Below are 24783 nucleotides of genomic sequence, written 5' to 3'. Positions count from 1 at the left end.
TTACTCGCTTACACTGTTGGTAAATCAGGCCATACAACATCGTTACCTTTTGATAAGTCGATGGCATTAATAGCGTCAATATAATCAATCCATACGGAAAGTATTGACTTCTCATCTTCCTTGATGGTTCCGAGGAGCAACTTGGTTTGCCAATAACTAATTTTTAATGATGCATCAGAGAGTAAATTAGACCTTGTTTCCTCCGATTTTTTGATGTTAAATTCAATCTCTTTTTTCTCATTCTTAACCCACCCATTACCATTCCACTCGTCAAAAATACTATCAGGCTTGATGAGTGTAGTATTCTCAGGGAGGGGGCCGAGCTCAGAAATAGTAAATGAAAGACTATCAAGTATGCTGTAAACACTTTGGCCCCTATAGTCTTGTACAACCCCCCAGCTTGTCCCATTAAAGACAATGGCATAGCCTAATTTTGCAACTGGTGGAAGTAACCTTGTGCAATAAGCAGGTAATCCCGTCCCTGCTGGGATAAAAGCATCACTCTCACTAACGAACTCACCTGTATCAGCTCTGTAGTTATATACACGAACGGTTTGACTTTCATCATTAAATGTATTCATTATGCTAATCTCACAATATAGTTAAAAGCAATGTTTTTAACAGTGGTTTCAGTATTACCGACAGCTGCGACGGTGATATTGTGACCGTGCGACCCCAAATCAACAGAGTGGCTATGCGCACCAATTGGCACAAGGTGACTATGAGTTCCAGCAGCATCTGTGGAACCTTCATCATTGGGATGAAATTTAACAGTATTATTCCCTCCCAACTGGTAATTCCAAGTTTTTGCAGGAACACCACCATGAACGTGACTGCCATCCGCTGTCGTAGATTTCGTCCCATAATCAAACGTGCTGGTGTATTTAGTCCCCAAATTAACCGTGTCTGAACTGGCCGTGTGCGTATGTAATTTATTGCCATCTAGCTCCTGGGATAAAAGATTCCGACCACTTGACGGCTTTCCCTTTATCACCCAGCCACGCATATCTGGGATAATCCCTGTAGGGTACGCAAGGGCCAGTAACGGAAATTGATTTTTATCAAATGTTTGCCCAACCATTAATACAAAACCAGTAGGGATAGTGTCACTGGGCCACGGTATTGGCATCCCTGTAGGCGCAACAGACAATCCACCCGTCGCGATCAGTAGAGTTAATGCGGCTAGGAGTTGATCGTTTTTATTACTATCAGCCTGCAACCCTGCTTTATTTAATACAGAAATAATTTCATTTTGGGTGCTGATTGTTGCTCCTTGAACGTTATTCAAGAACTCGGCAGTGACGATAGTACCCAGTGCGCCTGTCATCGGGTTACCATCGTGAAACAGGCCATCTACAGAATCAATTGGGGGGATAGTATTCTTCATAAAGTATCCATTGATTTTAAAAGTCATGACTGCCGTCAAACGAGATAACGCCGTCGTAAAACAACAACCCTATTTCTGAATCAGAGTAAGTAAAGTAAACGAATGTATGCGCTGGCTTCAGGTCATTGAACATATTTTCAATAACTGGATCACCAAACATGGTCAAGCGTTCACCTGCAACAGATAATCCCGCCATGAATCTAAATGCCGGAATGACAAAGTTACGTAAGTTAACTCGCCATACCCATATAATATCCGCTGAGTAAATCGTATCACCGACTCTGTTAACACCAGCCCGAAATGGTTCAAACTCATCAATAGTAATGGTATAGCCCATATTCGCGGCAAGTTGCGTAAAATATGGAATGCTGAGCCCACCGACTTCTGACAGTTTGGCAAGTACATGCGCCAGACGAGATTGATACGACTCGTCAATTGCTGGAGTAAGGCCAACAACCCGTTCCCAATCGGCGAGCAAGTCACCAGCAAAAAAAGGCGTGACGCCATTTAATGCTTGTTTGGCATAAAACACCGTTTTATCCAGCGCATTACCTTCGGCATGTAATTCAGCCGCTAAATGAGGTTGCTCAACGCTGTAACTCTCCTGAGGCAGTAACAGAGATAACAACGTGCCGTAACTCATAGTAGGCTCACTGTGATTTCATCCAGTTTTAACCATTCCACTTTAAATGCATCAATAACGGGTACGACATTGGTGTGCGGAAAGGTAATCTCGCAATCAACAATACCGGCTATAAGTGAAATTTGTGTTCCTGCCTGGCTGCGAACAAAAGTTGCACCAGGTTCTAAACGGTTAACGAAATTTTCCAGCGTTTTTTTAATCTGTTCGGTGGCGTCTTCGACCGTTAATCCATTTAACGATACTTTAATGTCGATATTGAATATCTTAATTGATGGCGAAAGAACAATAAAATCTTTTGCGGTGACGGGACGTAATTCCTCGATGTATGCCCATGTTCGTTCTATGACCTCAGCAGACGGCAAGCCATCGGCTGAGGTGATCAGAACGTCCACAGTACCCAAGCCACGGCGTAAAGGATAAACATAAGCAGACGACACGCCTGCAACCTCCAGAGCCCAACGCTTGTAATCGTACTTGTTACCGCCTGCAGGGGGGCGGCGGATCACTTCCAGCAGGCGGGCCAGCAGTTCGCTGTCAGATTCTTGATCCGTACCCCCGCCCATAACACCAATTATCACCGTGCTATCGAAGCCATTCGGTGTTGTGGTCAACATCCCCGACATTACTGCAGCAGTATTCCCGCTTGCGCCGGGAACGCTGGCACGTGCTATGGCCGTACCGTTCCCGCTAGCGTCCAGGGTAACCGCTTCAATGGTTGACCAGGACGCGCTATCACGGGTAATCGTCAACCCGGCTGCTGCAGTAGCTCGTGGTTCGCCGGTTAATGAAATTGGCCCTGATGCCGTGTTAGCGGCTTTACGCGTGATATTACGTGTCCTGCAATGCAACTCCAGGTATTCGGTATCGGCCGTATCCGGGAAGATTTGCCGGACAATCCAACCCTGATCCTGATAGATCCCCTCGGCCACACTGGCCACCGAGGCAGCTCGAATAAAATAGTCGCTGTCCTCGCCGACGTTGGCATCGGGTAACTGGTTACGGATATCACGCAACAGCGCATCGCGGATGGCAGCAATATCGGGGGTAAAATGCGGCATTAGATGACCCTCACTGGATGCTTAAATGTTTCCTGGCCGCTGGCACTCTCTACGACGATCAACAAGACCATCCAACCTGGTTTAGGTCGTGATGCCGTTATCGTTATTTTCGTGGCCCGGCCATCATCAATAATGGGTTGCAGTGCCTGCTCGGAATATTGCACGGCCAACTTGTTCACACGTGAGACATCCTTCTCACGCTTGAGGGTATGTAGAAGCGATCCCAAAGAGGGAATAGCCCAATAGGAACCGAGCGGCGTCTTTAGGCGTAAATAAACAGCGTTTGCCAGCGTAGTAAGCTGGCCTGAGTAATCGCCTGAGAGTGGATCAATGTGCATTTCCATGCCGCCATAGTGGCGGCTGGAGGGGGAATAAATCAGGTGAAGGGGTTCAGTGCATTATTGAATTGGCTTGCCGGTTGGATTTCCGCCTTCGCCGTTAGGATGCTCATGGCCAACGAGGGAGACTGAACCTGCTTTCACATCGCCATCGGTATTAAAGCTGCCACTTTGCTGCTTGATATTACCCTCAAAGGTTGCACCATTACCACCCTTAATTGCCATACCCCCATTGCCGGTTATTTTTTCTTGCGCGGTCACTTCCTGGCTGGCATTGACCATCGGGGTATTAAAGTCTGCGTTATTCTCCGCGTTAACCTCATAGGTCTTACAATTAACGCGGTATATATCGCAATCCACTTCAATAATACGGCCTCGTTTAAGAACAACCTTTGCACCTTCATCGGTATATAATGCCACCTCACCTGGCCGCAATTCCTTGAGGCGATAAATACCATGCTCGGTAGCAATAACAATCGCGTGGGAGGTTAGGCCGCCCAGGGGGAGCACAATAGCAGTTGTCCCTGGCAAAGGATGAGAGGTGAACCCGTAATGCTGGAACAGTTCGTTGTCCTGCAGCTGTTCGCCAGCAAGTCCTTCCCCCTGCAGAGTCTGTACCTGGCCGCTGCTATTGACACGGGTTAACACCCCACGGAAGGCTTTTCGAATACCGTTTAAAGCACGGTTAATACGCTGTTCAACATTATTCCACATCGACAATCGCCAACTCTTTATTCATTTTGGATTTCCGTTTCTTGGTCTTGCGCTTTTTCGGATAGGCATCCGGTATCCAGATCCCATCTTCTTTGAGGCGCAAGGTGGTCACGGTGTTATCGGGGCGGCCGCCAGTGAACTCGCGGCCCATCAGGAAATAAACGCTATCAATGCCGTGTGGCTCGCTTTTGATGCGGATACGTTGGCCAGGCTTCCAGAGTTGGCCAGCCTCAGTGCGATGCCCTTTGACGATGGCCACCAGGTCATAGCCACTCAAGCGGGCATCCGCCATCGCTTTCCGGGCGCGGTAGCGTACCTGATCCAGGTTATCAGCATCACCGACCACCATCACTTGCGGCCGGTAATACGGCACAGTCGGATCACGCACAACGGCTTTCAGGCCATGGAAACCCGTTTCCGGGGAACCAATAGATGAGGCTGTATCTGGTTCATCCTCATCGCCTGCCTCATCTGTAGCCGCCATGGCAGAGAAGGTATCCACCTCAACGATGCCGAGCTCCGCTGAAGACTTGGAGCCCTGAGCATGGCCCTGGGCCAGGATAGTCAGCTCTGAGTACGTGCCATCGATAGAGGATGTATCGCTGAGGTCGAGGATGTTATTGCCCCGGCCGTCCAGGTTCATCACCAGTGTGGCCACCGGCTCTGTGGTGTAGTCTGGCCCACCGATCACCAGCGTGCCATCCGGTTCAAACCACGGCCACAGGCCACGACCAGCGGCAGCACGTACCAGCGTATCCCAGGCCCGTTCGCCAGGCTCAACGGCCACCTTATCGCTACGGATCGAACTCTCAGCATCGATGCGAATGTGGGTGATCCCCAGCGGCCGGACAACATTGGCGATCACTTCCTCCAGGCTCAACTGCCGGGAGGTGAATATGGGGGAGGCACAATCCACCAGGACTTTAGCGCCATCGCAGCCGGTAAGGCTGAGGCTCATCTGCTGGCGCGATACTCGGCGTTGTACCTTGGCTACACGGCCGACCATGACGGTATCAGTACCGATTTTTACCGTCACCGGCGCGCCCCGTTCGACGTAAGTCGGGAATGTGCCACCTGGTAGGCCGAGGGTTACACTCCAGGCATCGGAAGGGATCAGGAAATCGCTGTCTATCTGATAGCGGCTCCAGGCACTGTGCAAACGGCCTGCAATTACGATACTGACAGTATTATCTGGCGTAGGCATAGAGCATATCTCCAGGCTGTAGCGCGTTAGGATTGCGGATCTGTGGGTTAAGGCGTACCAGCTCCACGGCGCGGGCATAGTCCCCATACCACAAGTGTGCCAACAGATGCAGATTGCTTACACTCTCAACCTTGCGCTGTATCAGTGGAGGGCGAGTGGTGATGATAGCGGCCGCCAGTTGCTGGACGGATAGCGCGATCTCCTTTAGCTCATTGACTACCGGTTGCCAGGTGATCCCGACGTCGGTTGTGCTGGCACTGACCGCTTGTGTTGTCGCCTCATACAATTCGCGATGCTTGTCGATGGCGTTCTGCAGTGCCTGGCGGGTGTCATTGGCAACCAGCTCGATGTCAGCCGGTGATAAGGCGGCATTAACCGACTCGTCACCAAGCAGATCGGCAGCATCAAGCGCCAACTGCAGGGACATCTGCAAATAGGTCAACACCACCAGTTCGGCGATATCCCCCTCAGTGATGATGATAGGCATGGGTAACGGGGCGGTGCGTTCCCCCGAGGCCAGCGCGGCGGGCAGTTCGGCCACGGTGGCTAATTGGTTACGTCCTTCATTCCAATCCGCAACAATGATGTTGGCCACTTGCGGGCTGGCGTAGGTGCCGACATTGTTGCGAACGCTGGAGGCTGAGTTGCTAGACGTCAGACTGAGCGCACTCTGCAGGTCAGCCATATACGCCCCAGGGTAGTTGATAAAGTCCGTGGTGCTGCTGACAAAGCCGGTTATGTCACTGCGGAAGATGGTGATCATGTTGAGTGAGGTCGCCGCCAGTGCCTTCGCCTTGGCCATTAATCGTTGCGAGGTTCGCAACGGGGCCAGTGCGTTATCGAGCAATGTCTGCTCTTTATCCAGCGCTGACTGTACCTTGTTAAAGATGGCGTCTGCCTGGGCCGTAGGGTATTCCTGGCCAAAGAACGGCACGTTGGTCGCTGCCTCAATGAAGACCAGTTCAACCACGCAGTAATCGACGTTCTCTGCTTCGTGAGATACCTGGCACTCAATCAGCTGCATTTTCGGCATGGAGCCAAATACCGGATGGATCAGCTCACCGCTGCCTTTCTTGTCCAGTTCGACCAGGAACGCCTGCAGGCGACTCTCGTAATCATCCCCCCAGAACAGCGCGGTCATACGCAGGTTACGTGGCTTGCGGCCCAGGTCTTCAACGTCACCGCCATCAACAAACGGGTATTCATACTGCGCAACGTCCCTGGCGAACGTATCGCGGGTATTGATGACATCAAAGGTTATGCCCCGAAATGAGGCATCCAACATGCTTTCATTCCAGCTCATGGGTTCATTCCTGTTGGCCCGCGCCCAGCCTGATTGTTGTTGTATTCATTGACGGTTTCGGCCAGCACGCGTTCATCTAGCACCACTTTTGTCGTAACCTGAATAGGCTGCGGCTTCTGATTAACAGCCGGTGTCAAATAAGATGGGCTACCGAATGCGGCGACACCACCAGGCCCAGTGCCAATAGTGGTTGGTGGACTGAACCAGGAGGCCGGATCAATATCAAATAACGGTTTTTTTTCCTTTTGCATTTCTTGAATAAAGAGATCGCCAATTGATACTCCCTTGGATTCCGCTTCCTTTTTCTTGCTGTCTAACTCATCAGTAAGCGCTAATACAAATGATGCGCTGCCAGCAGCGGCCCCCACTGGCCCAGGTAAATTAGAGGCAGACTCAAGTAAGCCATTCTTCTCTTTACCACCATCTTGCCAGTTAGTGACATAAACAGGGATTGCGCCCCCTGTAGGAACTCCGCCACCTAATCCCCCTGGCATCCCTGGTATGCCAAGCCCACCACCGGATTTCCCACCACTGCCGGAAAAAAACTTGATACCTGCAAATACAACAGCAGCGTCCGTCATCGCTTTTATTGCTATTTCAGCCCCAGAGAGTGCGGTAGTTAATCCCGGATAACTTTTTGCGTAATCCGCCAATACAGATGACAGGCTACCCAAAGTATCAGAGAGCGGTTTAATTGCATCTATCTGACCAAAGTCACGCGCATTATCTAATTGCTCAACTTTAAACGCATTGGTGCCAGAAATTAGTTCATAGTTAAGGTCGCCCGCTGTTTGTCCTGCTGGCAACGTTCGTTGTTTATTTGCATCACCAATAACATCTTTTGCATACTTCTTATTACTGCGATAACCGATTAATGCCATAAGGGCTTGGCGGTCTGAAATCATTTCACCCACCGCTGAGCCCTCTAGAATTTTGGCCATTGACTCGATTGTTTCTTGACGTTCACCACCCTGTGCTGTGCTGAGTTTACCCTCGAGTTTTTTGTAGGCAGGATTACTACCAACAACTTTATCAATTATACCGACAAACGCATCGAGCGTATTAATCCCTTTACCGCGAGCAGCTGAAAGACTTCCTGGGAGGTCAATACCCTTACCATTTACTTTAATTTTTGCAGCCGCTTTTGCCGCATCTGAGCTCGATATTTTAGCCAACAGGTTTACGACGTTATTACCCGCTTCATCACTTGTCCCTGCAGTAATTGCTGCAGCCTGATTAGCACCAAGAAGAACAGAAAAATCGTCTAGCCCTTTCATGCCGATATTACTGGCGGCGGCAAGTTGTTGCGGTAACCACTTGGCCATGTCTGCTAATTCAAATGAGCCAGATTGGCCTGCGGAAATGGCCATATTAAAAGCCTTTCCCATATCACTGTCCTGGATACCGAAAGTTTGTTTCGCCCGGATAGCAATTTGCGCCAAGTCCGTGGGGGCTGCTCCTGTGGCAGTAGAGTAACGCTGAATAAGGGGCAATAACGTTTTCGCTGAATCCATGCTGACTGCACCGGAAGCAAGCAATGAGTCAAGCGTATCAGCAGCACCTTCCTTTGTACCCCCTCCATTCGTTACCGCTTGTCGAATTAACTGATCCATGCTTTGCATACCAGCCCTACGGCCAGTCACACCTTGTTCGGCGTAGGCTGTATTGGCCATGTTCGCCAGGCGCTGTTCATAGCTCATCTGGTTTTTGACTGGCTGAGCAACAACGGCACCCGCTGCAGCGACTCCACCCGCGATGGCCATGACGTTAGAGCCCCAGCCGCGAGCACGCTCCATGCGGCTCAATTCGTTGCCTGTCCCTTTGAGCTCATCACGCAGACGCCCGACGCGTTGCGTCATGGTAGAAAAGGCTCGGCTCTGCTCGTTGGCGGACATGACACCGCTCCGGGTCAAGCGCTGGTACGCCGCCTGAGTCTGTTGGATCTCACGCTGGATCTCCCGCTCGGAGCGGATGCCCAGCGTAGAGCGGGCGCTGGATGAGCGGCGATATTCATCTGCAAGGGTACGTGATGCCCGGACGCCGGTAGCCGCATTCTGTTGTTGCGACTTGGCCAGGTTATCACCGGCTTTCTCTGCGGCTTTGGTCTGCTTGATGCCATCCTGCATTGCCTGGCGCAGGACTTTAGAGGCGGCATCCTTGGCGGATAGAGTTAACGCCAGGGCAAGATTACGCATGGCTATCTCCTTTTCTGGCGCTTGGACTTAACGCGGCGGGTTTGGGTGGTTTTACCAGCTGCAGCGGGCTTCTTGCCATGCAGCCGGTAGAGGGCGTTGATGTAGCCGTCAAGCTCCGTGCGGGTCATCGCCCCTATGCGGTCTTCGGTGAGTCCGTATTTTCCGAGGGCGAGGACGGTGGCTCGGTAGCCGTGAAGGCTGGATTCAAGTTCATCCGCTTTTTTTTAATGGCGGATATCTGGGCATCGATGAGATCAAAGTCATCATCGGATAGTCCATCACACAGTAGCGTAGGTGTGATCTGCTCAACCGGGATATCTCCCAGTGAATCCAACGCTGAGGCCATGACCGCTGCGCGATAGAACATCCCCGCAACCGGGCCTTCCGTGGTGCCACATTCCGCCATCGTAGCTTCCAGGGCTTTCATGGTATCGCGCACCACCGGCAGGCGAACAGTGAAAGTGAAATGGTACTGTTCGCCAACCTGCACGCCGTACAGCAAAGAGCCTGATTCTTTCATTTATTCCTCCACTCGGCGCAGGGCGCTTACGGTGATGTCACGTTTTGCTTCGTTGTCCACGGTGTAGCTCGCGCCCACCTGGGTAGAGAAGCAGTCCAGGAAAGAAACACGCTTGCCACCACTGCCGCTAAGCGGGTACTGCGTGATTTTCGCGCCTTCCATGCCTTCCCAGTTCAGATCCCCGGTTAGTGGAACCACAACTGAAATGGTCAACTGGTACTCCGCAATCCCACGGCTGAACCCCTTGGCCCGGCCGGTCTTGTTCATGGTCTTCACCAGCTTACGGCCCGTAGTGGTATCTTCTTTGAGGTCGGTTACCTCAATTTCCTGGCCATCCATTTCCAGGACGATAGAGCCAACATACTCATCCATCGCTTATTACTCCTTACAACAGCAGGTCAATGCGAGCGGCGAAAATATGCAGGCCGTTCACAACGTCGGTGGGGATGGCCGCATTCAACCGGTTCACATCCTGCTCGTCACGCTCAACCAACAGGGCAGACTGGTTTTCAATGACGTTTTCCACAATCTCCAGTTCCTCCAGCTTGAGCAGAACATCCAGCAGTTCACTGCGCACCTTCGGGCCAGTGCGCCCACTCAGTTTGTCGCGAGGGAAACGCAACGCGATACGCTCACGGCAGGCTTTGCGCACGTAATCCAGGGTGCGGATGGTGGTGATATCCAGCAGTGCCACATCATCGACGCCTTGAGCATCCTGGGTGTAGGTACTGATAGCCCGCACAATCTGTACCCGGTCACCAGGGCCAACGACCAAAGGCGTCAACCCGTTGTGCAAGGCGTTCTCTTGCTCGTTACGACCAGGACGGCTGGCCAATGCGGTCACGTCCAGCGCGGTCAGTTGCAGGGTATTAAGCGGCCTGGCCGGGTCTTCCTCACTGGCGATCACCGCAGCGTAGGAGGCTGCTATCTCGGCGGGTAGCTTGACCGAACCGTTATGCCAGGCCATCGTGATACGCCCCGCATTGATATGGCCAGCCAGGGTTGTACCGGTTGACAGTGACTGACGCCAGCCAGCAACCCCGAGAGCACCGCGCATCTCAAGCGGGCCACCGGTATCATCCAGGTGGTTACGTAGCGCGGTGAGCGCTGTCTGCGTAGAGAACGGTGCCGCAATGATGTTGTGACCAGCGGCAAAGACCGCAGCCAACGCCGGGGCGATATCCGGATCGGTTTCACCGCCTGCCATGGCGGTGACGGTGGCCGTCGCACCCGCTGCAGTGGATTGCGCCTGGAGGATGATGTCATTACCTACCTGGCCCTTGTTACGTGCGGTCAACGTCACCACTGCTTCGGCAGCTTGGGCAGTTACGGGCAGTTGGGTCTGTTGGGTAATGGCTGTGGCCAGTGCTGACGCAATCAGTGTTGGCGTATCACCGGCATTCACAGCCACATCAACACGCGCTGCACCCACCCACACTGATAAAGTACCGCTGCCCGTTGCTGCACCTCCCACGGTGACCGTGCCGGTTGCTGCCTTGCCCGCCGTTGCATCCGGGATGCCAATCATCTGCAATTGCAAATAGCGATTGCTGCTGATAGCTGCCGTAGCCATCAGGTGAGCGACAGAGCCACGCCCAAAGGAGACCGCTGCCTGCTCATCGGAAAAGATATCGATGGCCACCAAAGGGGTAGCAGTACCGGTTTCCAGCATCTGGCCGATCAGCAGTACCTTTTGTGGGTTACCTGGTAAGGTGCGCACTGCCAACCGAGTATTAAACTCGATGTACTGGCCAGGCTTGCGAATGCTACCGGGGATCTCGTAAAACGAAATGTTAGGACTCGCCACGCTTCACCTCCGCTTTGGCTGTTTTACCCTGGGTAATGGTGGCAGCTTCCGTATCCTCATCACCAACAATCACCAGGTCACCGGCGACGATCTGCCGCTGGTAATAGGCTGAGTTCGGCACGGTTACCGCTTCTAGCTCGGTGATGTAGCGGCGGGCGTTGTCTTCCCTGGGAACACGAACCCCGGCCACTGCCTTAATCTTGATCTTATTCATGATCGATAATGTCCACGGCATCCGGCGACTGTGCCGATTGCGGTATGTCATAGTTCAAATGGGTGCGTAGCCACTGCGGATCATCAGCACTGGCAATACCGCCGAACCCGTTAAACAGGCTGTCAGGGTGATCAGCGGGTGCATCAACCAACGGAAAGCGGTTTTCCTCCAAGGCCATCTCTATCCAGGCTGTATCGAATTCGCAGGCGAAAACAGACAGTGCGGCTGCTTCTACCTGGGTATTGAACAGGGTACGTACTCGCCCTGGTATCAAGTGCTTGATGGGGAGCGCCATATCCTGCCCGGACAGCAGGCGACGAACGGCCGCGACCAGACGATAGGTGCCGACCTCGCCAATCCCTGGCCCACCGAGGCGGGCGGCGTTCTCACTGCGCAGGTTACGGTCACCGACAATCACCACAAAACGGCCATGCGTGGTGTATTTGCGCTTGGTGAGATTGGTATTGTCGGTCTTTAGAACACCACCAAACGTCACCCAGGCAGCAGGTAACTGGCGAACGATCTCAGCCGGTTCGCCATCCATCTCGCCCCCGTAAGACGCTACACCATGCACCATCTTGCCGAGCCCCTGACGCAGACGTTCTACAATGGCTTGTTCTGTCCTGGTGATAATCAAAACGCACCTCCATTCGTAGAGCCACGGTCAAACGCCCGGCCAGCGGATGAGAATGCAACTCGGGTTCCAGACTGGACGACCTCGCCGTTCGGCATCCGGCCCAGGGTGATCGTCCCGGCTGCAACGCGCTCGAAGTAGCGAGTCGCATCTTCGTAGCGCTCGCGGATTTCCTCGGTGCATTGCGTTCCCGCGCCGCACAGCAGATAACGCGCGATATCGCAGCAACGCCCCACCAACACGCCTGGCGTATCTGGCCAGGGCGTAGGGTAACGCCCAGACAGGTAGCTATCGATTTCGGCGCTGGCCTGGAGCAACTTGGCATTCAGCACCTCATCATCAATCTGGCCAGTGAATTCGCGGTCAGTCAGCGAGATACACTCCCGCTCACCGAACGCCAACACCATATCCTTCCGAGTTGCATACATAGCGCCGCCTTATTTCTTGGTTTTGGCCTGGCTGTTGGTGGCCTTATCATCACCTGCTGGATCACCAGTCTGTTTATCAGCCTGGTCATCAGGTGCAGGCACTGGTGGCACCTTCAGCGCCTCCAGTTCCTGCTGCAGCGATGTACCAAAGTCGAGCTCAATGGCCAACCGATCTGACAGTGCATCGATAACGGCGGTTTTATGACGCAGTTCGCCCAGTAGATTCAGGTGTTCGCCTTGCAATTTCAGGTGCTCTGCTACGACGTCCTCAAACTTTAGCCCGCTAGAGATAACAGCAGGCTGGCTGTCATCGATTCGGACGACGATCAACTGCGACTCTTTCTCCAACTCCTTCAGCTGTTTTTCAGTAAAAAAATCATCCGGGTAAGTCTTGGTTTTTTCGCTATGAGCGATACCACAACGGCGGAACCCCTCACGACGGGCAGTGATTTGAATCGGCATTATGCAGCCTCCCCGGTTGAGCCATACGCCATCTGCCAGAAGCCGTAACCGCCATTAGCGCGGGCTTCGGCACCGAAGCGGAACTTCTTACGCATAAAGACGTTGTCGTTGTTGTAGTCAGTCTGCTCAACAAACTCCGGCTTTTCACGCTCCTGATAAATCAGCGGCTTCATAGGATTGGTGGTATCAAACAGGAACCACGCGGTATCCGAGGTCAACTCAGCCACAACCAACACCTCAGCGGTGCCTTTATAGGTATTAGGCGTGCCGTCTGGGAATTTATCGGCTGTCATCAGGAAATTGGCGTCATCTTCCAGCGCAGGTGGAACAACCAGCAGAGTCGGGCGAATGCGGAGGCTTGCTCCCTCGTCATCTTTGAAGCTCCGCATGGCAGTACGTGCAGCCCCATAACTGGCCTGAGCAGCAGCGCGTGATGTAACGGACAGCTTTTTCGTTCCCTTGTTCGATACCGATGCCCCTGCAACAGGATGGTCGGTATCAAAGAACGGCTGCCCGTCAAAACAAAGGTTCACAAACCCTTTGTTAATCAACTCATAGACGATATCTGACGGCAACTCTGCAGCAGACTGACCGGCAGATTGAGCCTGAATGGCATACCCCAGCAGTTGATCATCACGAATATCATTGCGATCAACCTCAACGGTGGCCTCCCAATCCTTGTTGCGAATGGTGTAATTAAAGGCTTCCAATGCCCTGACTGTTTTATCCCCGATCCACTCTCGCATTTTCGGGAAACGTGACAGCCAGGAGTAGTCATTCTCCTTGCCTGTCGATGGCACCAGCATGGCGACTTTATTCCATTCCGTCGGCGTCTGATTAAACGCGTTTTGAAACGTCGCCTTCAGGTTGATAAACACATTTTTAACGTTCTTGACATTCACTAACACGGCGTTTCTCCTACTTGATTAAAACCCAGACGCCATCAACATCCACGCCCAACACAGTCCCCAGGGCTGTACCTGCCGCTGTTTTTTGCACCGTAGTGCTATCAGCGATGTAACAGGACTGACCGACCATCACCTGCGTGACGGGGTCGCTCGTACTATTGGCAAAATTGAACGAGCGGCCACGGGATACCAGCACCACTTCATCACCGGCGTTACCGGCGCTGTTGTCGGTATAGCCATCTGACACGCCGAGCGGCGTCAGCCCGTTAGCGCCTGGCACGGCATATCCAGCCGCATTGACGCAAACAATATGCCCGCCAAAAATCTCGGTATTCGCGGCCATTGGCACCGGGAATAACAGCCCGTCACGCCGCAGCGTATTGCGATCACTCATTTGATGTCCCCTTATGGAATTCAGCGACCATCTTCGGATCTGTACCCATCAGGGCGCATACAGCCAGATCCAGTTCCTCATCATCTTCGACAGATGAAAGCGGCTTGGCACCGCTGGGCGGTTTACCCCCGGTCTGGCTCATCGACAGGGCTGCAATGGGGGGCTGCTTCTCCAGAAAACCTTTCAGGCTATCCGGGTTCGACTTGGCCAGCCCTTTGGCCCAGGCTTCCTGCGCTGGCAACAGACGGCCGTCAGAAAGGGCTGCAGTGATCAAGCCGTCACATTCTTTTGCGGCCAGGTCGGCAACAGAGGTTGCCCCTACCTGGGCGACGGCCTGATTAATGGACTCTTGCATCACAGCAACAGATACCCATTTGGCCGGGTCTGGAGTTTCCACCTGGGCGCTCAATGCAGCCAACTGGCTCGCATCGGTAGTCAGGCGTTCAATCAGGTTGAAAGGTGTGGTTGACAGCGTTTGGAACGAGGCCGCTGCCGTACCCGCCTCACTGCCAGAAAGCTGATCAATCAACTTGTTCAGTTCGGCAATGATGTCGGCTTGCGTCGCGGTGATTGGCAGGTTCATCATCCAGCGAAGTCGCTCGAGGAGTTCATCCATTGTGGTAGTACCTTCTGTGGTTGAGGCAGTGGCCAGGAGCGAGGCGGCAGCAAGCACTACCTCCTCCATATCATCCAGGGCCGGGGTGTTGGTCAGCGCGGCATGAAGTATCTTCCGAACCTGACCGGATTTGTCATAGGCGAAAACAGGGGAGATGTACCGGTATTCGAGGTTGCCAATCATGGCTGCGGCGGCATCAGTCCAAACCACATCAACAGCAAACAGGCCAACGCCATCACGCCATTCCAGCTTTTTAAACCAGCCTGCAGCCGGTGCTGGTTGGCCATTGGTGACTGCACGTAAGGTCTGGTGCTCGTAATCGAGGACATAAGGCGTGGTGCGGGCATCCGCCGCCGCAATCAGCACTTGCGCCAGTTCGGCGGTCATTAACCAGTTGGCGCACTCGGTTGGACGACCATCTTGGGCCCGAAACTCCCCGGCCGGGAAAAGTTGGATTTCCCCAGAAGCGGTTTTATTGAGTTCGGTGGCCAGTGCGGCGACTAAAAGTTTTTGTTTCATGCCACCGAGAATACGGGGGTGGCAAGTCAAGGTTCAGCTGATGGGGTTCAGTGGTATATAAAGGAGGGATAACGCAGAAATCATCTTGCCACCATTGCGAGGGGGGAGCAATGCGGCTAATCGTTTTCAAACCGTTTTTAAAAACGTCTAACAGGGGCTAAGTCAGGCGTGAGTACCATAGCAGAAAATAAACGCGCTGTGGACGTTACAGCGCGTCTCTGGTCAATTGTCGATTATGCGCTTGAAATAGCTTTCAGCGGTGTTTTCCATGCCGTTAATGTCCTGCTCGGTGATATGCAGAAAAGGACGGGCGGGCATCTTGATGCTGTAGGCTCCGACCGCAACGGTCTGAACAAAGTTAGACTTTGATTTTTTCACAAACCGATTGCCGATTTCGCCGCTCTTGTCTTGCCGGAAGTGCAGATCCTGTTTACGCGCCTTGCGCTTGATGGTTCCCCCTTCCTGGTGAATGCGAGCATAGACAACGTTAGTCCCGACCGTAGCACCGTCATTATCACTGCTCTGCGCTACGCTGCTGGCCAGACGACCAGAGCGCTGCAGGATTTTACCACCTGCCCGTTTCTTGGCATAAGCGGGGCTCCAGCCCATCCAGGCGGGTCGACCCTCATTCTTAAAGTTCTCCTCCACCGCATCGCCCATCGCAGCGGCCATCTCACGCATCAGGGGTTCACGATGTTCCAGACGGTGGATCAACTCGCCCAGGCCACGTTCAAACTCGGTGATGTTGTATGTGATCTCAATATTACGGGACATTGATCCCCCCAGAAAGCACAGGCAACTTGTTGAGCGCCTGCAGGTTGTCAGCAGTTAATGCCGCGCCACGGTGCATCACATCAACCATCAACCCGTTAGGCGCAGGGGTAGCGGTGACACCATAGAGCTGCTCGCCCTGGCGGATGGCGTATACCAGGTTATCGCCATCGAGCAACGTCGCCTCGGCAGAGCGCAGCAATGCCGGTAACTCTCCCCAGAGCGGGCCTGGTGCCGCAAGTACAGACGTATCGACAGCGGAGAGAACAACCGATGCTGGTGCCTGGCCACGCTGTTCCAGGGCGCTCAACACCTGTGGCTCAATAGCTCCCACATGACGCACCGCGCCAGAGGGTTTAGCCTGGACAGCTACCTGGTTAACCCACTTTTTAACGTCATTTGAAACGGCCTTTAACAGGGTTTCATTACCGAGGGTTTCATTAACGGCCAGTGAGGCCAGCCGAGGGGTGGCAACGGCAGACTTATCCATCAACCGCTGCCCCAGTGCGGCAAGATTTCCCTGGGCGGGATTGTGACCAAAACCGGCATCTGGTGTATAGAGTTCGCCGTTGATGCGCAGAGCCTGGACTTGCCGCGTCTCGTTTGGCCCCCAGGCTTGCTGCACGGTTTCGATACGGCCTTCACTCGATTCGACTTTCAATCCCAGGCGTTCCACGTCTGCCTCTGTCCGGGCGCGAACACGACAGCGGCAGCGATAACCGTCTGGCGGGTACATGAATTGCCAGACTGGATCATCATAGCGGGCAGTGAAACCATTAAGGGCAGCATGACGGGGGCGAGTACGCGTATCCATGATGGCGATACGCTCCCAAATGGGGCGAAATTCGGCGTTCGCCATTTGTTCTTCATACCGGCCCGCGTTGTACGCTACCTGCATATTGGTTTCAAAGATGGTTTTCAACCGGCGCGGTGTCAGTTGTTTACCCTGCAGCACACCATCTTCATCGGCCACCAACCCGTTACCCATCCAGCCCTTTTGTTCAAGCACTGGCGTGAGCTGGCGCTTGAATTGATCAAAGGTTTTACCTTCCCGTAGGCTATCGCTGAGCGCCCCATGAATATCCTGCAGCACATCCTGCTTTAATACCCCGGCGACGGTGAACGCCGTGGCATGAGCGCGGGCCTCAACATCATGCCAGTTGAATCCTATCGTGTAGCCTTTCGACTCAAAGTAGCGAATGGCCTCCTCTGGCTGTAGGCCGATGGCATAGGCCAGATCGACATTAGCTGTCGGCATTCAAACGCCCCCAGATATCGGCCACAAATAATGCCTGGGCAAGCAGCTGCTGCAGCTGAGTGTCATCCAGCGTCGGATAACTGGCCGCGACAATATCCAGGGCATCATCGGGGCTGGTGCCATCACGCAGGGCGGTTACCAGGGGAGCAATCAGTTTTTGCATGGCAGCGTTGATGGCGTCTGGCACGGATTGCGCATTGTCCAGAGCAACCTGAGCAGGGTCGTCTATCTCGTCGGTTATGGTGCTGAGAGCCGCAAACGAACGATAGGGTGACAGCTGAGATAACCCCACCTGTGGCAAGGCTTGCTGGCGCTTCAAGACCGGCTCGCCGTTCTTCGGTTCGGGGATACCGGCCTTTTTATGCACCCAGGATACCGGGATCGTTTCGACGCCAGCCCGCTCGACCAGGGTCGCTACACCCTCGCTGAAATCCTTGAGGTTTTCCAACGCACGGGTATCAAATACCAGGCGTGGCTGACGGCGGGAACTGACGTTATAGCCGTTGATGCCGAGCAGCATACGGATAAAGCCTCGGTAGAATCCCTCTAGCTGGCGGGCATCCGCGACCAGGATATCGTGACGCACTTCGTTATGCACATTGCCCAGGGCATTGGTCGAGGTTTTGCCGTCCGCCTGGCTCGTTAACGTACCGCCCAGGATAACCTTGGATTGGGTGCGTTCCGCCCAGTCGATCATCGTTACAAACGGATCAGACTGCCCACTTGCTGCATCTTTAAAATCAATAGTGGTGCCTTCGGGAATAATACCGGCGGCATCATGGCCCATCGTGACTAACGCCTGAAGGAGCGCGTCACGCTCGTTATCTGTCGCGCCAGCCTGGTAGGTTCCCAAACGCATAGGCAGTCCGTAGATCTCCAGGAACTCAGCCAGATCACGTAGGGAAAAGTTCTTAAAGAGATACGGCCAGACAAGAACGCGATACAGCCCGGACTGTGCAATAAACCCGGACTTGGCGTTATGGGTATGTACCAGCCAGCCGAACGGCCAGAGTTCGGCCCCATTCATTGAGCCATCACTGAGCCGTATCTCGTCGTTCTCATCGGGGGTAGTAGAAAACCAGCGGTGCGGCCGCAACACAATCTTGGTTGGCAACCAGACTTTATCCTCCAACTCCCACCGCTCAATTTCCTGTGCCGAAAAACCGTGGCCAATGGCAGCGGCCGCATTGAGGGTGATGTCTTCGAATTCCGGCAACGCCTTCATCCATTCCGACACCATCTCCGCCAGTTTGCGTTCTTCCGCCGTGGCGTTCTCCGGGGGCTCAATGCTCCAGTCCAATGTGAGGAGAGCATTCTTGCGCTTGGCCATCTCTGAAAAGATATGGCCATCACGCTCTATCATGTCTTCGAACAGGTCAGCTTGCGCGGCCAGATCACCGCGTTCGGCCGCTTGCAGAATATGTGGCAACCGGCGCATGTTAAGCCCAAGAGAGGGATGGCTTGGCCATTGGCGTGTAAACTGCGCTACGCGTGCCGTCTGTGGACTCTTGAGCACTTCGCGATTAAGCGGGCGACCATACTGGTCAACGATTTGAACCATTGTTACCAACCTCCAGAACCGAACCGACCACCACGATCATCATCACGATCATCGCTACGGTTCGGAACGCGGGTGAAACTGAAATTACCAAAGCCAGACGAAGCCAACGCCCACAGCATATGCAGCGTATCCGGGCCATCGTCATGGTCGGCTTTCGGGAAATGACGCAACTGGTCAATCAAGGTTGTTTGCCCAGGGTGCAGACGGATCAGGCCATTGGCCATATGGGGCTGCAGCGACTCTATACGCAGCAGCTTGTCGGTATGCGGTGTTACTGCGCGAGCAGGAACGGGAACCCCCAACGCGGCCGAGCGCTTGACCATCTCGGTGCGCAGGAACTCCTGAAACTGGACAGCCTCAACGGCCCAGACCAGGCAACGATACTGGCGTTGTAACTCGATAACATCAGAGATGATCTTATCCGGTACGCGCTTACGAATGGCCGCTTCAACCACATCAAGAATGCCGGTGTGACGGTTAAACCCTCCCACCAGGAGCGCGGAAGGGTCACGACTGCCACCGGCTTTGCCTAGACTCGGGTCACATGCGCCGTAGAAGATCCACTCGTTGAGCCGATTCACCCAGAAATTAATACAGCCAGTGAATGGTGCATCCTCGCCGTTCACTGGGTCATTCTGATACTCCGCATCGAAGGTGTTATGACCATCACGCGCCCGGATCATCATCAAGGTGAGAATAGGCCGTGCCGACCAGGACACCACTGCACCCTCATCCATTTCAGCCTTGTGCTGCTGATAGAAGGCGTTGGCCAGCATTTCCCCATCAGCGCCATTATTGCGAAGGATCTCTTCCCATTTTTCCCACAGCGACATATTGATGGGCCACTGCAGCAACGCCTTGAACCGGGCAGAACGCCAAAGCGGATTTTTCAAGGTGCGAGATAGCACGCTGTCATAGTGCAGGATGGTGCCGATGTAGATCACGTCGAGCTTGCCGCCCGCAGTACCCAGCGGGAGCACGGTCTTTTTTAGCCAGGACTCCAGCTTGTCGCGCTGCTCGGGGTTACGCACTTGCTCGTCGTTCTCGATATCATCCAGCACCACCAGATCAGGACGGTACGGGCCATGACGCAAGCCGCGCAGTTTCTTACCTGAGCCCGCTACCTGCACCTTGATATCGTTACGCGTCAGGATGGTGCCCATCTGCCACACCCGACCAGCGCCGCATACGTCGGGGAAGTCCATCAGCAGCCGAGGGTTATATTCCAGTTCGGCCTTGATGGCTTCCAGCATCGGATATGCCTGGTCTATTGAGTCCATTACGATGACCGGGTAATGCTTGATCCCCCGGATAATGCACCAGATCACGAATAGCTGACTGACCAACGTCGATTTAGCTTCACCGCGTGGCGCGGCAATCGCGTCGTTCTCCCCTTTGGGGCTGGCGACGATCTCCGGCAAACGTGTGAACAGGTATTTATGCAGTTCGCTCTTGTCGATATGGCGGATGTAATGAGGGAAGTAATTGTTAACGAGATAGTCAAAGCCGGTCACCGGATCGTTCACCTGGCGACGGCGCTCGGTAACCGCAGCAGCAGACTGATCAAAGCCTACATCCTCGGCCTCAATCGTCCGCCGCAAGCTGGCAGCGAGTTCGGCCATTTCGGCGGCGAACTCGCGGGAAGAGAATTTTTTGGCCATAGGGTAAGTCTACAAATCGCCTGGTTAAATGGTATTTAAAGCCTTATTCATCGGATAAGGCTTTGTTGATTTCGTCCACAATGCGAGCAAGCCCCTGATAACTTCTTTCGTTGTAACCCAGCTCAAGGGTATATTTCCCCTTGGTAGTGGATATAAAGACGTCACCATGACACCCAACTTCAACATTGATAACCTGGCTGGCCATGACATACTGACCCTCCGCAATTTTGATTAACTTGTCAGCCATAATGTTTATTCAGTTCCTCACCAAACGGCCCCAACACCTCAAGAAATACACCGCGATGCTGCGGGTACTTCTCACTAATGAATTCACTCAGCTTCTTGATCACTTCACAAGCGGTCGCCAGTTCGTCAGTCTCTGGCAATATTTTCTTGCTGGCTGCCGTTGCCTTGTTAAAAGCATCTGCCAGGCTGGCCAGCAATTCGACTCGCTTTTGCGCAGTCAGTTTGGTGTCGATGGTCAGTGCTTCCAGCGTGCTCTGATACTGTGTGACCAGGCTGGTTAATACTGCGCGGCCAAGTTCTTCCAGGCTACCGCCTGCAATTACATGCGCAGCCCGCAATTTGTCCCAATCATCCCCGATATCCTGGGCATCCTTCTTCCAGCGGCGAGCCGTAACAAACGCCACGCCCGCTTGCGCCGAGGCAATCTCTAGCGACATTTGTCCGAAGATATAAGCCCTGCGCAATCCGTCTCGCTTTTCCTGGGAGTAGGCCATAGTTAAAGTTCCTGGCGCAAACGGGCTTTGATTAATAAAATACAGGTAGTGGTAAGCGCAGAATAATGGCATACAGGGTTGGCCACTGTTTTCACTCTGCGCGCCCGGCGCTTTTGCCTGGTATTCATTTACTGGTTTCCCTCCCGCCCAGGCGCTTTACCAATTGCACTACATTGCCTTTTGCGCTAAATACTGCAATACACAGCACGATATTTATCACTAGTTCCGAGATATCTGTTGTGGTGCTGTATTGCCCCATAAACACCCGAATGGAGACGGATGCAGTAGCGACGATTAACGCATATGCTAGGAATCCACCCCAATAACGATGCGTTGCTCCATTTCGTTTAAACGTCAGTAGGCGCACAGCAATAAGCGCACATATAACCGCATTGACATTGGTGCTTGTAATAATGTCATTTATCATTTCCACGCCCCCACCTGAAAGGGATGTACTTTAGTATCCCAGCCACGCCATTATTGCGGACATACATTAATGCAAAAATGGCGAATGAAGAAACAAGGAATGCCAATGCGGCCTCAACCCACTTTAATTCCCCGTTGTAATCATGCATAAAGCCTTGACTCATGACATAGTTTGTCAAGGGGCGAGAAAAAAGCAGGCCAATAATAAAACTAATTACGCCGAATCCTGTGCGCGATAGTGTTTTATATTCCGTTGCTGAAATCACAAAAAAGATAGCGCCGCCAAAAGCGCCGATAATCACACCAGCATCGAAGCCCGCAAACCAACTGCCGAAAGCAACGCCGGTTACCGTTCCCGTACTTATAACCGCTGTGCTTACTGGGTCTGTCATTTGTTTGTTCCATTATTATAAATGTGGTTGAGACTCTCCAACTGGGCCTTTAATGACTGGCACCATTCGCCGTAGTCGCTGGAGTGTGCGAGTAAGTCTTCCGGTAATAACCCGGTTCGGGGGGAGGTGGCATCGGCGGGATACGCAGCTGCTCCGCTGTGGGTTTCGGGCAGACGTTGATCACAGGGGTATCCAAGGGCTTGCCGGTAGAGACACAGCCCATCAGGGCCAAGGCCGGTATAGCCCACACCATCATTTTGAGTCGCATTGACAATATCCCTTTGGTACTTGGCTTTAGATTCCGCCAGTTGTTGCTTAGTCGTGGCCAACTGATTAGAAAGCAAGTTGGCTTTGTCCTGGTACTTTTGCTGCAGTGCAAGTGCGGCAGTCAGAGCGGCATTCTGGTCGCGAGCCGTCTGGGTCTTTTCATTGAGCCAGGCGGTTCGTTCGGCCCCGAACGCGGACGATTGATCGGTGAGTTTGTTGGTAAAGGCCAGTTCTTGTTGAGCGAGATCCTTTTCATTGCCATTGGTTGCAATGCTATAGCCACTGGCAAAGGCACAACCTGCCAGCAACAGCTGTGGCCAGTATGCCTTTAACAACGCCAGGAAAAGTTTCATAGCGATACGCGCTCTTTGAGCCAACCATAGAGGAAGGTTTCATTTGCCTGGCGCTGTTCTGTCAGTTCGAGATACCGAGCACCCTGGCTGCAATTGAGGGCTTTGAGCAACACCTCTTCGCCTTCCTTGCCACGCACCGCCAGGAACTCACTCAGTGCAGCGACAGTACGCGGGCCGATCTGACCGTCGGCAATCAGGTCGGGATAGAGTTTTTGCTGCTGATTAAAGGCATTAAGCCAACGTTGGAGCCACTTAGCCTGAACGCTTGGCCCCATATTGACACCGGTATCGCAGAGCTCTGCGGCAATGGAAGGAGAGAGGTTAGCAACGAGATCAAAGCGAGGGCCATGCCAATAGTCAGCCTCCAAGATGCGGCGGGCATCTTCACGGCTGAGATTGCGCATATCACCGGTATAGCCATTCGCTCTTGCTGTTTTCTGAGTTACGCCCCAACGGGTCGCACCACCGGCATCATCGGGGTTATTGACATAACCGCCTTCTTTGCCGAGGATATTTTCAATGATTTGGTCTTTGGTTAACATGACACCATCCTGTAAGTTGGGATGGTGTCAGTATTGCGAGAGGGGGATTACATAATCAGGTGAAGGGGTTCAGTGGCTAGATTAAAATCAGTCAAACTTAACTAGGAATTGGTCCTTATCTTCACTGTACCATTTAACAGTAAATGACCTGGGCGTGTCATTAATCATTAAGTTGCAATGCCTAACCTCATTAAACATTTCATAACTATACTGCGCTGGGTTGGAGATGCTATCACCATCGACGATTTTACTCAAAACCTCCGCGACCTCTTTGGATTCACACAGAGGAAGTTCACCCTTGGATAAGTTCCAGCTATAATAGCCAACTGAAAAAGCGATAACTAAAGCATATCCTACCCATGCAGGGGTCTGTCTTTTGTTTAGATGCCAAGCATTATCTTCCACACCTGACTCGTGAAAACCTGTGGCATTCACAATCATTTTCTTTCTTTTAAAAAGATAAACAGGTAATGCAATAAACCAAAGAAATAAAATTGAAAGCCCCCATGCCACAGGAGATTGAAGCTTATTTTTTGATGCATCATATATAACCCACAAGGCACTAAAACACACAATAATTGAAATGGCCAAGTTCATTATAATTTCCTTTAAAAAAGACTGCTTTGCGTGTTTAGTTTTCTGGCCTTATTGTCAGCCAAAAGCCCCCATGCAAACCGATCACTGAAACCATACTTGGGGCAAAGCTGAGTCATGACCATTAGCGCTGAAACCCCACTTTTGCAAAGCTCATCAAACTCGTTGAGGAACGCGCGATTACGCAGTTCACGCAACGCCCTATCACATCGCGGTACGTAGAGTACCTCACCAGCAAAGTGTTTAACAAGAATCCGCACATTTTCATCGCCGATAGCCTCGCGTAACAATGCGGCGCGAGCACTGTCGTGCTCGCTTAATCCCTTATAGAACGGGAACGTTACTCCACCGAGTTTTGCCAATAGAGCCGATGTTGCCGGGTATCCTATCAGTTCAACGATCTGCAGAATGGAGTCTGGCAAAAGCTCACGAACCTGTTCTATGTCCATTACTCCCTCCCGCGCCCATGCCGCTTAGCGTCGATAGCCAATGCTTGCAGCAATTTTGTTAGTTCTTCCTCAGTCAGCCACTCGATCGCTTGCCGCCCCTTGAACATGCGCTTAGCCATAGACTCAGCGTATGGCCACGGACGGCCTGCGTCAGCCAAAAGGGCTTCAATCTTGCTTAAAAGCGACTTCTTGTTGACCGCAACACGGGGTTTTCGGCCATGTTTGGCTACTTTTCGAGGGTAACCTTGTTCATGCATATACTCACGAACGGCTTGCAGCTCCGACAGCGAACACTGCGTTGCAGAAGTTTTACCCGTGAGTCGCGATAGAACGCCGCGATAGGTCGCATCGTCCCAGCCCAGGTGAGACTGGCCCGCCTTAATCGCGCCAATCAGGCCGCGCGCGTTGGGTGTCTTGGTCATGAT

Annotated in this window: 32 protein-coding genes; all 32 read right to left on the bottom strand. The window is 52.9% G+C overall.

Features of this window, described 5'->3' with window-relative positions; genetic code table 11:
• Positions 1–8: 8 nt before the first annotated feature.
• Complete coding sequence (locus A6U95_RS22190; RefSeq protein WP_065686054.1) at positions 9–581, bottom strand: tail fiber assembly protein; 573 nt, start codon at positions 579–581, stop codon at positions 9–11.
• Positions 581–1387: a phage tail protein gene (locus A6U95_RS22185; RefSeq protein WP_065686053.1), complete on the bottom strand. Its 807-nt coding sequence runs from the start codon at positions 1385–1387 to the stop codon at positions 581–583. Before A6U95_RS22185 ends, A6U95_RS22190 begins: the two co-directional genes overlap by 1 nt.
• A 16-nt stretch (positions 1388–1403) precedes the next feature.
• A complete protein-coding gene (locus A6U95_RS22180; RefSeq protein WP_065686052.1) occupies positions 1404–2030 on the bottom strand; it encodes a putative phage tail protein in 627 nt (208 codons plus the stop codon).
• Positions 2027–3088 (bottom strand): baseplate J/gp47 family protein, encoded by a 1062-nt coding sequence (locus A6U95_RS22175; RefSeq protein ID WP_065686051.1) that lies wholly within the window; start codon positions 3086–3088, stop codon positions 2027–2029. The genes A6U95_RS22180 and A6U95_RS22175 overlap by 4 nt, the downstream gene beginning before the upstream one ends.
• Entirely contained in the window at positions 3088–3432 is a 345-nt protein-coding gene (locus A6U95_RS22170) for a phage GP46 family protein (protein WP_065686050.1), read from the bottom strand. Before A6U95_RS22170 ends, A6U95_RS22175 begins: the two co-directional genes overlap by 1 nt.
• A 54-nt stretch (positions 3433–3486) precedes the next feature.
• Positions 3487–4140: a phage baseplate assembly protein V gene (locus A6U95_RS22165; RefSeq protein ID WP_065686049.1), complete on the bottom strand. Its 654-nt coding sequence runs from the start codon at positions 4138–4140 to the stop codon at positions 3487–3489.
• Entirely contained in the window at positions 4130–5344 is a 1215-nt protein-coding gene (locus tag A6U95_RS22160; protein WP_065686048.1) for a phage baseplate assembly protein, read from the bottom strand. Before A6U95_RS22160 ends, A6U95_RS22165 begins: the two co-directional genes overlap by 11 nt.
• Positions 5328–6647, bottom strand: coding sequence for a DNA circularization N-terminal domain-containing protein (locus A6U95_RS22155; protein ID WP_065686047.1), 1320 nt, complete (start codon positions 6645–6647; stop codon positions 5328–5330). Before A6U95_RS22155 ends, A6U95_RS22160 begins: the two co-directional genes overlap by 17 nt.
• Positions 6644–8842 (bottom strand): phage tail tape measure protein, encoded by a 2199-nt coding sequence (locus A6U95_RS22150; RefSeq protein ID WP_065686046.1) that lies wholly within the window; start codon positions 8840–8842, stop codon positions 6644–6646. The genes A6U95_RS22155 and A6U95_RS22150 overlap by 4 nt, the downstream gene beginning before the upstream one ends.
• 133 nt (positions 8843–8975) lie before the next feature.
• Positions 8976–9362, bottom strand: coding sequence for a hypothetical protein (locus A6U95_RS22145; protein ID WP_065686045.1), 387 nt, complete (start codon positions 9360–9362; stop codon positions 8976–8978).
• Positions 9363–9734, bottom strand: a complete 372-nt coding sequence (locus A6U95_RS22140; protein WP_065686044.1) for a phage tail protein — start codon at positions 9732–9734, stop codon at positions 9363–9365.
• Between the two features lie 13 nt (positions 9735–9747).
• A complete protein-coding gene (locus tag A6U95_RS22135) occupies positions 9748–11169 on the bottom strand; it encodes a phage tail sheath C-terminal domain-containing protein (protein WP_065686043.1) in 1422 nt (473 codons plus the stop codon).
• The gene (locus A6U95_RS22130; protein WP_083196444.1) at positions 11156–11383 is read right to left on the bottom strand and encodes a hypothetical protein; all 228 of its coding nucleotides are present in this window, start codon (positions 11381–11383) and stop codon (positions 11156–11158) included. Before A6U95_RS22130 ends, A6U95_RS22135 begins: the two co-directional genes overlap by 14 nt.
• Complete coding sequence (locus A6U95_RS22125) at positions 11376–12020, bottom strand: DUF1834 family protein (protein WP_065686042.1); 645 nt, start codon at positions 12018–12020, stop codon at positions 11376–11378. Before A6U95_RS22125 ends, A6U95_RS22130 begins: the two co-directional genes overlap by 8 nt.
• On the bottom strand, positions 12017–12445 hold the full coding sequence (locus tag A6U95_RS22120) for a DUF1320 domain-containing protein (protein WP_065686041.1): 429 nt from the start codon (positions 12443–12445) through the stop codon (positions 12017–12019). The genes A6U95_RS22125 and A6U95_RS22120 overlap by 4 nt, the downstream gene beginning before the upstream one ends.
• 9 nt (positions 12446–12454) lie before the next feature.
• Positions 12455–12907, bottom strand: coding sequence for an HI1506-related protein (locus tag A6U95_RS22115; protein WP_065686040.1), 453 nt, complete (start codon positions 12905–12907; stop codon positions 12455–12457).
• A complete protein-coding gene (locus A6U95_RS22110) occupies positions 12907–13815 on the bottom strand; it encodes a Mu-like prophage major head subunit gpT family protein (RefSeq protein WP_065686039.1) in 909 nt (302 codons plus the stop codon). Before A6U95_RS22110 ends, A6U95_RS22115 begins: the two co-directional genes overlap by 1 nt.
• A gap of 10 nt (positions 13816–13825) precedes the next feature.
• Complete coding sequence (locus A6U95_RS22105; RefSeq protein WP_065686038.1) at positions 13826–14209, bottom strand: hypothetical protein; 384 nt, start codon at positions 14207–14209, stop codon at positions 13826–13828.
• Positions 14202–15344 carry a phage protease gene (locus A6U95_RS22100; RefSeq protein ID WP_065686037.1) on the bottom strand — a complete coding sequence of 381 codons (1143 nt, stop codon included), beginning with the start codon at positions 15342–15344 and terminating at the stop codon, positions 14202–14204. Before A6U95_RS22100 ends, A6U95_RS22105 begins: the two co-directional genes overlap by 8 nt.
• 222 nt (positions 15345–15566) lie before the next feature.
• The gene (locus A6U95_RS22095) at positions 15567–16118 is read right to left on the bottom strand and encodes a phage virion morphogenesis protein (protein ID WP_065686036.1); all 552 of its coding nucleotides are present in this window, start codon (positions 16116–16118) and stop codon (positions 15567–15569) included.
• Entirely contained in the window at positions 16108–17373 is a 1266-nt protein-coding gene (locus A6U95_RS22090) for a phage minor head protein (protein ID WP_065686035.1), read from the bottom strand. The genes A6U95_RS22095 and A6U95_RS22090 overlap by 11 nt, the downstream gene beginning before the upstream one ends.
• The gene (locus tag A6U95_RS22085) at positions 17360–18934 is read right to left on the bottom strand and encodes a DUF935 domain-containing protein (RefSeq protein WP_065686034.1); all 1575 of its coding nucleotides are present in this window, start codon (positions 18932–18934) and stop codon (positions 17360–17362) included. The genes A6U95_RS22090 and A6U95_RS22085 overlap by 14 nt, the downstream gene beginning before the upstream one ends.
• Before the next feature lie 2 nt (positions 18935–18936).
• A complete protein-coding gene (gene terL / locus A6U95_RS22080) occupies positions 18937–20595 on the bottom strand; it encodes a phage terminase large subunit (protein ID WP_065686033.1) in 1659 nt (552 codons plus the stop codon).
• A 43-nt stretch (positions 20596–20638) separates the two neighbouring features.
• Positions 20639–20842 (bottom strand): hypothetical protein, encoded by a 204-nt coding sequence (locus tag A6U95_RS22075; RefSeq protein ID WP_065686032.1) that lies wholly within the window; start codon positions 20840–20842, stop codon positions 20639–20641.
• Entirely contained in the window at positions 20835–21335 is a 501-nt protein-coding gene (locus A6U95_RS22070; RefSeq protein WP_065686031.1) for a DUF1804 family protein, read from the bottom strand. Before A6U95_RS22070 ends, A6U95_RS22075 begins: the two co-directional genes overlap by 8 nt.
• A 124-nt stretch (positions 21336–21459) precedes the next feature.
• Positions 21460–21762 (bottom strand): phage holin family protein, encoded by a 303-nt coding sequence (locus tag A6U95_RS22065; RefSeq protein WP_065686030.1) that lies wholly within the window; start codon positions 21760–21762, stop codon positions 21460–21462.
• Positions 21752–22153, bottom strand: a complete 402-nt coding sequence (locus A6U95_RS22060; protein ID WP_065686029.1) for a putative holin — start codon at positions 22151–22153, stop codon at positions 21752–21754. Before A6U95_RS22060 ends, A6U95_RS22065 begins: the two co-directional genes overlap by 11 nt.
• Entirely contained in the window at positions 22150–22773 is a 624-nt protein-coding gene (locus A6U95_RS22055; RefSeq protein WP_083196443.1) for a hypothetical protein, read from the bottom strand. The genes A6U95_RS22060 and A6U95_RS22055 overlap by 4 nt, the downstream gene beginning before the upstream one ends.
• Entirely contained in the window at positions 22770–23315 is a 546-nt protein-coding gene (locus tag A6U95_RS22050; RefSeq protein WP_065686028.1) for a glycosyl hydrolase 108 family protein, read from the bottom strand. Before A6U95_RS22050 ends, A6U95_RS22055 begins: the two co-directional genes overlap by 4 nt.
• Positions 23316–23402: 87 nt before the next feature.
• Positions 23403–23912: a hypothetical protein gene (locus A6U95_RS22045; protein ID WP_065686027.1), complete on the bottom strand. Its 510-nt coding sequence runs from the start codon at positions 23910–23912 to the stop codon at positions 23403–23405.
• An 11-nt stretch (positions 23913–23923) separates the two neighbouring features.
• The gene (locus A6U95_RS22040; protein ID WP_065686026.1) at positions 23924–24358 is read right to left on the bottom strand and encodes a Mor transcription activator family protein; all 435 of its coding nucleotides are present in this window, start codon (positions 24356–24358) and stop codon (positions 23924–23926) included.
• The gene (locus tag A6U95_RS22035) at positions 24358–24780 is read right to left on the bottom strand and encodes a regulatory protein GemA (protein ID WP_065686025.1); all 423 of its coding nucleotides are present in this window, start codon (positions 24778–24780) and stop codon (positions 24358–24360) included. Before A6U95_RS22035 ends, A6U95_RS22040 begins: the two co-directional genes overlap by 1 nt.
• Positions 24781–24783 lie beyond the last annotated feature (3 nt).

The sequence above is a fragment of the Serratia sp. 14-2641 genome, assembly GCF_001692375.1.
Taxonomy (GTDB): Bacteria; Pseudomonadota; Gammaproteobacteria; order Enterobacterales; family Enterobacteriaceae; genus Chania; species Chania fonticola_C.
This window is presented reverse-complemented; position numbering and strand designations above follow the sequence as displayed.

Coding starts and splice junctions, on each gene's coding strand:
- A6U95_RS22190 (WP_065686054.1), bottom strand. CDS start 581: ATGAATACATTTAATGATGAAAGTCAAACCGTTCGTGTATATAACTAC.
- A6U95_RS22185 (WP_065686053.1), bottom strand. CDS start 1,387: ATGAAGAATACTATCCCCCCAATTGATTCTGTAGATGGCCTGTTTCAC.
- A6U95_RS22180 (WP_065686052.1), bottom strand. CDS start 2,030: ATGAGTTACGGCACGTTGTTATCTCTGTTACTGCCTCAGGAGAGTTAC.
- A6U95_RS22175 (WP_065686051.1), bottom strand. CDS start 3,088: ATGCCGCATTTTACCCCCGATATTGCTGCCATCCGCGATGCGCTGTTG.
- A6U95_RS22170 (WP_065686050.1), bottom strand. CDS start 3,432: ATGGAAATGCACATTGATCCACTCTCAGGCGATTACTCAGGCCAGCTT.
- A6U95_RS22165 (WP_065686049.1), bottom strand. CDS start 4,140: ATGTGGAATAATGTTGAACAGCGTATTAACCGTGCTTTAAACGGTATT.
- A6U95_RS22160 (WP_065686048.1), bottom strand. CDS start 5,344: ATGCCTACGCCAGATAATACTGTCAGTATCGTAATTGCAGGCCGTTTG.
- A6U95_RS22155 (WP_065686047.1), bottom strand. CDS start 6,647: ATGAGCTGGAATGAAAGCATGTTGGATGCCTCATTTCGGGGCATAACC.
- A6U95_RS22150 (WP_065686046.1), bottom strand. CDS start 8,842: ATGCGTAATCTTGCCCTGGCGTTAACTCTATCCGCCAAGGATGCCGCC.
- A6U95_RS22145 (WP_065686045.1), bottom strand. CDS start 9,362: ATGAAAGAATCAGGCTCTTTGCTGTACGGCGTGCAGGTTGGCGAACAG.
- A6U95_RS22140 (WP_065686044.1), bottom strand. CDS start 9,734: ATGGATGAGTATGTTGGCTCTATCGTCCTGGAAATGGATGGCCAGGAA.
- A6U95_RS22130 (WP_083196444.1), bottom strand. CDS start 11,383: ATGAATAAGATCAAGATTAAGGCAGTGGCCGGGGTTCGTGTTCCCAGG.
- A6U95_RS22120 (WP_065686041.1), bottom strand. CDS start 12,445: ATGTATGCAACTCGGAAGGATATGGTGTTGGCGTTCGGTGAGCGGGAG.
- A6U95_RS22115 (WP_065686040.1), bottom strand. CDS start 12,907: ATGCCGATTCAAATCACTGCCCGTCGTGAGGGGTTCCGCCGTTGTGGT.
- A6U95_RS22105 (WP_065686038.1), bottom strand. CDS start 14,209: ATGAGTGATCGCAATACGCTGCGGCGTGACGGGCTGTTATTCCCGGTG.
- A6U95_RS22100 (WP_065686037.1), bottom strand. CDS start 15,344: ATGAAACAAAAACTTTTAGTCGCCGCACTGGCCACCGAACTCAATAAA.
- A6U95_RS22095 (WP_065686036.1), bottom strand. CDS start 16,118: ATGTCCCGTAATATTGAGATCACATACAACATCACCGAGTTTGAACGT.
- A6U95_RS22090 (WP_065686035.1), bottom strand. CDS start 17,373: ATGCCGACAGCTAATGTCGATCTGGCCTATGCCATCGGCCTACAGCCA.
- A6U95_RS22085 (WP_065686034.1), bottom strand. CDS start 18,934: ATGGTTCAAATCGTTGACCAGTATGGTCGCCCGCTTAATCGCGAAGTG.
- terL (WP_065686033.1), bottom strand. CDS start 20,595: ATGGCCAAAAAATTCTCTTCCCGCGAGTTCGCCGCCGAAATGGCCGAA.
- A6U95_RS22075 (WP_065686032.1), bottom strand. CDS start 20,842: ATGGCTGACAAGTTAATCAAAATTGCGGAGGGTCAGTATGTCATGGCC.
- A6U95_RS22070 (WP_065686031.1), bottom strand. CDS start 21,335: ATGGCCTACTCCCAGGAAAAGCGAGACGGATTGCGCAGGGCTTATATC.
- A6U95_RS22065 (WP_065686030.1), bottom strand. CDS start 21,762: ATGATAAATGACATTATTACAAGCACCAATGTCAATGCGGTTATATGT.
- A6U95_RS22060 (WP_065686029.1), bottom strand. CDS start 22,153: ATGACAGACCCAGTAAGCACAGCGGTTATAAGTACGGGAACGGTAACC.
- A6U95_RS22055 (WP_083196443.1), bottom strand. CDS start 22,773: ATGAAACTTTTCCTGGCGTTGTTAAAGGCATACTGGCCACAGCTGTTG.
- A6U95_RS22050 (WP_065686028.1), bottom strand. CDS start 23,315: ATGTTAACCAAAGACCAAATCATTGAAAATATCCTCGGCAAAGAAGGC.
- A6U95_RS22045 (WP_065686027.1), bottom strand. CDS start 23,912: ATGAACTTGGCCATTTCAATTATTGTGTGTTTTAGTGCCTTGTGGGTT.
- A6U95_RS22040 (WP_065686026.1), bottom strand. CDS start 24,358: ATGGACATAGAACAGGTTCGTGAGCTTTTGCCAGACTCCATTCTGCAG.
- A6U95_RS22035 (WP_065686025.1), bottom strand. CDS start 24,780: ATGACCAAGACACCCAACGCGCGCGGCCTGATTGGCGCGATTAAGGCG.